We start from the raw sequence: 7,817 nt of genomic DNA on the forward strand, positions 1-7,817 counted from the left end.
GGCAAGTGTTTTTTGTCTTTTCCTTGATAGAACAACGGTTATAGACCTTTAAGAACAAAAAAATTTGACAGTAACGAATACTTTTCAGGAGGCTATAATATGAAAGCAATAGTGATCGACGAGTTTGGCGGAATAGAAAAGCTGCAGATGAAGGACATCGATAGACCGGCTCTGAAACCTGACCGAATGATCGTTCAAATGGCTGCTACAAGTGTCAACCCGATTGATGTTAAGCGCAGGAAAGGATTGTTTGGCGGCAAGACACCAATGATCGTTGGCGGAGATGTATCGGGGACGGTAGTAGAAGTTGGCGATGATGTGACTGGTTTTAAAGTTGGGGACCGCGTCATGGCAAACGGAGCGAAAACATACGCAGAATTTGTTGTAGTAAATCCTGACAGGGCTGTGGTCCTGCCCGATACGGTCTCTTTCGAAGAAGCTGCAGCTATTCCTTTAGCCGGGCAGACGGCTTATGAAGCGGTAGTTACGCGAGGGCAAGTTAAAGAAGGACAGAGAGTTCTGATACATGGCGGTTCAGGTGGCGTAGGATCTCTTGCTGTTCAAATCGCCAAGATCAAAGGAGCCTGGGTTGCATCAACGGCAAGTGGAAAGAATCAGAGTCTACTCAAGGATTTGGGTGTGGATCGTCCAGTCGATTACAAGTCAGAAGCTTTTGAAGAGCTGCTTGATCCAGTTGATTTTGTATTCGATACAGTGGGTGGAGATGTTCAGACTAGAAGTCTGTCGGTCATTAAAGAAGGCGGACACCTGCTGTCGATTGCAGCAGAACCCGACGAAAATACAGCCGTTAAAGCAGAGTTTTTCTCAATGAGTCCCACAAAAGAAGCGCTGGAAGATTTGCTCAAGTGGCTTGAGGAAGGAAAAATCAGACCGGTCATTTCAGAGATGCTGGACTTTACGGAAGAAGGTGTCAGGAAAGCCCACGAATTGATTGAAACAGGCCATGCAGGTGGAAAAATCATTCTGACTTTTCCTAGATAGCACAGAAACAGGAGAAGAAAGCACATTTTAATCAGAATAAGAGGAGAGGCTGTTTGCGTCGTAGCGAACGACCTCTTTTTGCTTCTCCTGTAGATAGCGGGGGGTGTCGAACCGCTCATAAACAGATATATGGACGATTAGGGTGTAAGAATGACTAGCGAATACGCCAAATATAGGTTTTATGGCATATTCGCTGTCTGACTTCGTGCATGAATGACCCTTATATTGAGATAAAAGTCATTCTTTAATATTCTTAAATAAATTTTAAACAAGCTGATTTATACTGTATGAGAGTTAAGATAGAGAGAATGACGACAGGAGGACAATCGGTTGGATATAGGAATTGATAAGATTGGATTTTACACACCAAACGTTTTTGTAGATATGGAGAAATTAGCAGAGGTCAGAGGTGTCGATCCTGCTAAGTATACGATCGGTATTGGTCAGGAAAAGATGGCTATTGCCCCACTGCATCACGACTCGGTCAGTATGGCGGCAAATGCAGCGTTATCTATTTTAGATGATGAAGACAAAGCAGCTATCGATTTTGTCCTGTTTGGGACAGAGTCAGGTGTCGATCACTCCAAGTCTGGCGCCGTATGGGTCCATCAGCTGACAGGTATTCAGAAAAATGCGCGTTGTGTTGAGCTGAAACAGGCTTGTTACGGAGCGACAGCAGGAATCAAGATGGCAATGGGACATATTGCATTGAATCCTGAAAGTAAAGTACTCGTTTTAGGTTCGGATATTGCAAAATATGGTCTGAAAACTGGTGGGGAACCTACTCAGGGAGCTGGAGCTGTTGCGATCGTTCTTTCACAGAACCCTCGAGTCATGTCACTGGATAATGACAGCGCGTCAATGACGAAAGATATTTCTGATTTCTGGCGCCCGTTGTATTCAGACTATGCCTTTGTGGACGGAAAATTTTCAAATGAAGCTTATTTAAGCTTCTTGAAAGAAGTATGGAACAATTACAAAGAACAGACCCGTCGGGAATTGAGTGATTTTGAAGCGATGTGTTTCCACCTTCCGTATACTAAGATGGGCAAGAAAGCGATTCTTGCACTGACTGAAGACGCAGATGAAAGTGAAGCGAAGCGCCTGATGAACTCTTATCACGACAGTATCCACTATAATAAGCAAGTAGGGAATGTCTACACGGGCTCTTTATATTTGAGTCTTCTGTCACTACTGGAACAGGGACCTGAACTGGAAGAAGGCGCACGTATCGGATTGTTCAGTTACGGTTCCGGAGCGGTAGGCGAATTCTTCAGTGGGGTAGTCAAGCCTGATTATAAACAGTTCCTGAATAAAGAAGCGCATGAAGCTGTACTTGATGATCGTCGTGAGCTGTCTATTGATGAATATGAAACGACTCTTGAACAGGCGCTGCCTAAAGACGGATCAGATGTTGACATCGATAATGAACAGGTCAATGTAGGAAAGGCTCATTTAGCTGCTATTAAAGAAAATATTCGTATGTACGCCATTAAATAGAATGAATGATAAAAGCACTGGGCAGGCGCCAGTGCTTTTTTATTCGTCCATACTGTCCATGATCTGCTGTTTTGCAAGTTCGAGCAGACCTATCGTTGTGAGCTGGGAGTCTGAGGTCTGATAGGTTTTTACAATCTGATCTTTCCCTATACTTACAATAACCATACTTTCACTTGTAAGCCACTCGTCTAAATAAGAATGAACAAACTCTTCATTACTCATTCCACGAACTTTCTTTCTGCGTGCTTCTGAAAAATCCATTTTATTCAATCCTTTGTTTAAATTAAAACGTAACAATTACGATTTACTAAACTATATAGGTGTTTCCTGCAATTTTCAAGAGAATTAGAGGAAAACTCACTAGATACTTGATAATTATATAAAGGTATAGTAGAATTCTAAAACGTAACGATTACGATTTGTTGAGGAGGAAATATAATGGCAGTACCAAAAAGAAGAACATCGAAAGCTAAGCAGAGAAAGAGACGGACACATAAAGGAGCTAATGTACCTGGGGGTCTTTCTTTAGATTCAAGTACAGGAGAATATCGCATAAGCCACAGAATTTCAAAAGATGGCTATTACAATGGCAAAAAAATTCTGGATAAATAAACTGAGGTGAGAGACTGTCTCTCATCTTTTTTTATTTAAAAAATAATTCGGCAATGGAATAAACTATTTTTATTTTCGATTTCTCTTGACAGATCAAACATAAGGATGTAAAGTGATAAATCGTAATGATTACGATTTAGGAAAAGGATGATTTTTTATGACAAAAGCATACATAAAGTGGGCTGCATTTCTTGCTTCAGCTCTTCTACTGACCGCATGTACGACTGAAGAAGAACCGGAATCCAGTGCTGCTCAATCTGATACTTAAGAGACTGCTGGAGAAGACACCAATCAGTCAGCAGGAGAAGGCATCGAAATAATGGGTCTGGCGCATCACTATCATACGGGTGACGAAGTTGAGCTGGTCGCTAGCTCAGAGACTGCAGAAGATGCACAGTGGCAATGGCATACAAGAGATAGTGACGATCAGGAATGGAGTCTAGTCAGTGCTCAAACAACTGAACGCTTCTCACGTGAGGCGACACTAGATGGGCTGCAGATCAAAGCGGTTTTAGTTAACGATGATGAAGAAGTTCTTGAATAATCAGAACCTGTAGTGGTTGAAATCGATGACCACCATGGACATGACGAAACAACACGACGCATCTATAGAGGGTTCTTCTATAATGATGAAATAGGAGACCGCGATTTGTCCGACTGGGAAGGGGATTGGCAGTCTGTCTACCCTTATCTTCAGTCTGGTGACCTGGATGAAGTCTTCGAAGCTAAGGCAGCCGAGAGCGACACAATGGACTTTGATGATTATGTCGAATACTACGATATCGGCTATGAAACAGATGTTGATCGTATTGTGATTGAAGACGACAGTTTTACTTTCTATTATCAGGATGGTAATGACTATACAGCCGAGTACGAATATGACGGCTATGAAGTATTGAATTACCAGAGAGGAAACAGAGGTGTACGCTTCATCTTTTCACGTGTAGAAGGTAGTGAAGAGATGCCTCAATATATCCAGTTCAGTGATCATATTATTTCACCGAATGAATCAGATCACTTCCACCTGTACTGGGGAGATGACCATGACGAACTGATTGATGAAGTAACAAATTGGCCAACCTATTATCCATCTGAACTTGACTCAGAAGGACTAGTGCAGGACATGCTGGCTCATTAAATAATGACTGCCCAAAAATAACCCATTACGACTAGGAGGAATCGATCATGGCAAAAAAGAGTAAAATCGCTAAATTGAAACGTCAGCAGGCAACGGTTGAAAAATATGCGGCTTTAAGAAAAGAACTGAAAGAAAAAGGAGATTATGAAGGTCTCTCAAAACTTCCAAGAGATGCATCGCCGACAAGACTGCAGAATCGTGATAGAATTGACGGCCGTCCTAGAGGATATATGAGACAGTTCGGCATGTCACGCATCAATTTTCGAAAACTGGCACATGAAGGAAAAATTCCCGGTGTGAAAAAAGCAAGCTGGTAATTCTGATGGAAAACCACTAAAGGGAAAGGCGGTTGATCACTATGGACAATAAAATACCGGTTACGATTATCACAGGATTTTTAGGAGCTGGAAAAACGACCCTGATCAATGAACTGTTGTACCAGCCACAGGATGAGAAAATAGCAGTAATTGTGAATGAGTACGGAGATGTCGGTGTTGACCATCACTTGGTAGTCAATGTTGAAGAAGAAATCTATCAGATGAATAACGGCTGTCTGTGTTGTACCTTAAGGACTGACTTGTCAGACATGCTGCAGACGATCTATTCTATTCGAGAAAAACAGACAGTGCAGATCGACCGGATCATTATCGAGACAACAGGGCTGGCTGAACCCGGTCCGATTGCTCAGACATTTATGCGTCATCCCTTTCTTCAGGAGCACTACACCATTGACTCTGTTATCACACTAGTGGATGCGGGCAGTGCATTGTACCAGCTGGCTCATTATGAAGAATCAAAAGATCAGGTTGCTTTCGCGGATAAGTTGTTATTGACTAAAGTGGATTCAGTCAGCAATGAGACGCTGCACGCTTTAAAACAGAAACTGAGAGCTCTTAACCCGTTCGCGGCTATTGATCACCTGAATTTAGAAGAAGTAGCGATAAAAGAAGTTCTTGGTCTTGAATTGTTCAACGAACAAAAAAGAGAAAAGGTTATGACCGAGGTGGATGAAGAGGAAGGCCATGACCACGACCACGGTCATGATCATGAAGTGCACCACCATCATCACACAGACGATATCGTGACATTGTCTCTTAAAGCGAAAGATCCTATTCATCCGACACTTATTGATATGTGGATGAATGAACTGATCATGACTTATGGTATGGATCTGCTGCGTTATAAGGGCATTTTGCACTTATATAAAGATCCGAATCAGATCGTTTATCAAGGCGTCAATATGACCTTCCAGGCCGAAAGAGGACAACCGTGGGGGGACCAAGAAAAGGAATCTGTTTTAGTATTCATAGGTAAAAATCTTCCCGTGAAAGAGATGGAGTTAGCCTTCAAGAGGTGTGTTCTGACAGAAGAAGTCATGGAAGAACTGGGAATATAGTAAAGAAAATCGATAACCTGAACTATTAATTATAACGATTCAAGATTCAAGTATTGAGGAGGAAATGTCTATGGCTGAGAAAACAGATGTCTCTACTGCGCGCCGTATGATGAAAAGCCCGAACAAAAAAACGGCCCGGAGAGGACTAAAAATAATAAAACAGATGAAAAAAATAAAGAGAGGAGTCAGATGATATGAGAAAGACGGTTACTCTTGAGTGTGTTGAAACAGGTGAACGACTATATATCACAAGTAAAAATACCCGTAACAACCCTGAACGTCTGGAATTAAAAAAATACTCTCAGAAATTGAGACGAAAAGCTTTATTTAGAGAAACAAAATAACTGATAAATAAAGACCTCTGATTCTTTTAATGTAAAAGAGCCAGAGGTCTGTTTTTATAATGTGAAGTTAGATACGATGTTATCCATATTTTCTGCAAGTGCAACGAGTTGGGATACTTTCCCGCCGTTTCCAGCTACTTCATCCATAGAACTGCTGATCTGTTGGGCAGATGCGGATGTCTGTTCGACACCGGCAGCAGATTCTTCTGATACTGAAGCAATCTCTTCAATAGACGTATTCATATCGATAGTATTATGCTCGATATCCTGAAGACTGGTATTGATATCGGTAATTCTGTCTGACATACGGTGAAGCGACTGGGTGATTGTGTTGAAAGTTCGACCAGTCTCGCTGATTTTGATTGATCCTTCAGCAACTTCTTTATACCCAGCTTGAAGGGATTCGCTGACATTCTTTGATTCTGCCTGAATCGTGCCGACGAAACCAGTAATTTCTTTGACAGAAGTATTGACCTCTTCAGCAAGTTTGCGGACTTCATCTGCCACTACAGCAAAGCCTTTGCCTTGTTCACCTGCACGGGCGGCTTCGATCGCGGCGTTTAATGCAAGCAGGTTCGTCTGATTGGCAATCGCCTGAATGATTTCGACCAGGTTTGATATTTCCTGTGTCTGTGCATCCAGTTTGTCGACCCGTGTGACAGAATCTTTGACCAGCTTATCGATTTTGTGCATCTGCTGCTCGGATTCGTCCATCAATTCCTTCCCTTTGGTCGTATCCTCAAGAACTTTGCTGGAAAGACTTGTTATAGCTTCACCATTGTCGCTCGTCTGGCTGACCATCTGAACAAATGAATCCATAATTACTGAGAGTTTGCTTGCGCTTCCTGCCTGAGTTTCTGATCCGACAGCCAGTTCCTGCATGGTCATCGCGACCTGGTCAGTACCTGACATCACTTCCTGAGCTGATTCAGACAATTCCTTGCTGTTTAAAGTAAGCTGATAGGAAGCATCTGAAATATTCGTGATGATCTGTCTCAAACTTGTTTCCATTTCATTTATAGACGAAGCGAGTTTACCAGTTTCATCGGCTGCCTGGATATTCAGTGGAGCTGTATGCAGCTCGCCATTTGTAATTAGTGCGACTTTATCGACAACTTTGTTTATTGGTTTGGCAATCGATCGAGCAGTAACGAGGGCAATTACGATTGAAATTACGATAACTATAACGGAAATAATCAAGTCAAAGATCATTGATTGTTGACCACTGGCAATCATATCTGATCTCATCTGGTTGATCTGCTGTTCCCGAGCAACTGCTCTGTCAGACAGCTCATTCAATAGAGCAGTAGTCGTCGGAGCCAGTTCACCAAGATTTGCTTCTGCGAGCGCAGGGTCTCCTGCTGCATAGACATCAAAAACTTTCGTAAGCATTTGCTGTGTCCAATCATCATGGGTCTGGACGAGCTGGTCGATCTCTTCTCCTGGTATGAGCTGAGCCATCCGGTCAAAGTAAGGCTAGTTTTCTTCAGCATTTTCCACGAACATCCCACGATAGCGTTCTTCTCCAGTCATCAGATAAGCTCTGACATTTGTCGAACGTCTAGCTAGTGAAAAAGCGGCACGTTCGTTGGCAATCATTATACTAACATGGTTACCAGCTAAATGTTCAATGGAATCGTTCATTTCGTGTAAAGCAAAGTAACCTTCGAAGGTCAGCCCGGCCACCATGAGTATGAGTATACTGAACCCGAAGAGTATTTTAGCTCTCAGAGATTTGAAGGCGACAAGTGATTTAACTCAAGTTTTGCAGTTGAATATCCAGGTTTAACCCTTGCGGTTATTGAAACTTCTTATAAATAATTAT

Annotated in this window: 12 protein-coding genes; 9 read left to right on the forward strand and 3 right to left on the reverse strand. The window is 42.3% G+C overall.

The window, feature by feature from the left end; translation table 11 throughout:
- The first annotated feature begins 99 nt into the window (after positions 1-99).
- Together ABFX15_RS10080 and ABFX15_RS10085 are read left to right on the forward strand one after the other, a co-directional pair.
- Positions 100-1,002, forward strand: coding sequence for an NADP-dependent oxidoreductase (locus ABFX15_RS10080; protein WP_346025291.1), 903 nt, complete (start codon positions 100-102; stop codon positions 1,000-1,002).
- Between the two features lie 330 nt (positions 1,003-1,332).
- Entirely contained in the window at positions 1,333-2,502 is a 1,170-nt protein-coding gene (locus ABFX15_RS10085; protein WP_346025292.1) for a hydroxymethylglutaryl-CoA synthase, read from the forward strand.
- A 39-nt stretch (positions 2,503-2,541) separates the two neighbouring features.
- Here ABFX15_RS10085 and ABFX15_RS10090 read toward each other — a convergent pair whose 3' ends face one another.
- A complete protein-coding gene (locus ABFX15_RS10090) occupies positions 2,542-2,763 on the reverse strand; it encodes a hypothetical protein (protein ID WP_091267463.1) in 222 nt (73 codons plus the stop codon).
- Between the two features lie 177 nt (positions 2,764-2,940).
- Here ABFX15_RS10090 and rpmF point away from each other — a divergent pair, with 177 nt between their 5' ends.
- The 7 genes from rpmF to rpmG all read left to right on the forward strand — a co-directional run bounded on the left by rpmF (position 2,941) and on the right by rpmG (position 5,992).
- Complete coding sequence (rpmF, locus tag ABFX15_RS10095) at positions 2,941-3,114, forward strand: 50S ribosomal protein L32 (RefSeq protein WP_346025293.1); 174 nt, start codon at positions 2,941-2,943, stop codon at positions 3,112-3,114.
- 319 nt (positions 3,115-3,433) lie between these two features.
- Positions 3,434-3,658, forward strand: a complete 225-nt coding sequence (locus ABFX15_RS10100) for a hypothetical protein (protein WP_346025294.1) — start codon at positions 3,434-3,436, stop codon at positions 3,656-3,658.
- Positions 3,659-3,670: 12 nt separating this feature from the next.
- A complete protein-coding gene (locus ABFX15_RS10105) occupies positions 3,671-4,252 on the forward strand; it encodes a ZinT family metal-binding protein (RefSeq protein ID WP_346025295.1) in 582 nt (193 codons plus the stop codon).
- A gap of 47 nt (positions 4,253-4,299) precedes the next feature.
- On the forward strand, positions 4,300-4,569 hold the full coding sequence (gene rpsN / locus ABFX15_RS10110) for a 30S ribosomal protein S14 (protein WP_091267455.1): 270 nt from the start codon (positions 4,300-4,302) through the stop codon (positions 4,567-4,569).
- A gap of 41 nt (positions 4,570-4,610) precedes the next feature.
- Positions 4,611-5,648: a CobW family GTP-binding protein gene (locus ABFX15_RS10115; RefSeq protein WP_346025296.1), complete on the forward strand. Its 1,038-nt coding sequence runs from the start codon at positions 4,611-4,613 to the stop codon at positions 5,646-5,648.
- A gap of 70 nt (positions 5,649-5,718) precedes the next feature.
- Positions 5,719-5,841, forward strand: coding sequence for a putative metal homeostasis protein (locus ABFX15_RS10120; RefSeq protein WP_346025297.1), 123 nt, complete (start codon positions 5,719-5,721; stop codon positions 5,839-5,841).
- A gap of 1 nt (position 5,842) precedes the next feature.
- Positions 5,843-5,992, forward strand: coding sequence for a 50S ribosomal protein L33 (rpmG, locus tag ABFX15_RS10125; RefSeq protein ID WP_091267450.1), 150 nt, complete (start codon positions 5,843-5,845; stop codon positions 5,990-5,992).
- 54 nt (positions 5,993-6,046) lie between these two features.
- Here the strand turns inward: rpmG and ABFX15_RS10130 are convergent, their stop codons facing one another.
- Together ABFX15_RS10130 and ABFX15_RS10135 are read right to left on the reverse strand one after the other, a co-directional pair.
- On the reverse strand, positions 6,047-7,453 hold the full coding sequence (locus ABFX15_RS10130) for a methyl-accepting chemotaxis protein (RefSeq protein WP_346025298.1): 1,407 nt from the start codon (positions 7,451-7,453) through the stop codon (positions 6,047-6,049).
- Positions 7,454-7,468: 15 nt separating this feature from the next.
- The gene (locus ABFX15_RS10135) at positions 7,469-7,681 is read right to left on the reverse strand and encodes a hypothetical protein (protein ID WP_346025299.1); all 213 of its coding nucleotides are present in this window, start codon (positions 7,679-7,681) and stop codon (positions 7,469-7,471) included.
- Positions 7,682-7,817 lie beyond the last annotated feature (136 nt).

Origin of the sequence: Alkalibacterium indicireducens, from assembly GCF_039522005.1 — a bacterium.
GTDB lineage: Bacteria > Bacillota > Bacilli > Lactobacillales > Carnobacteriaceae_A > Alkalibacterium > Alkalibacterium indicireducens.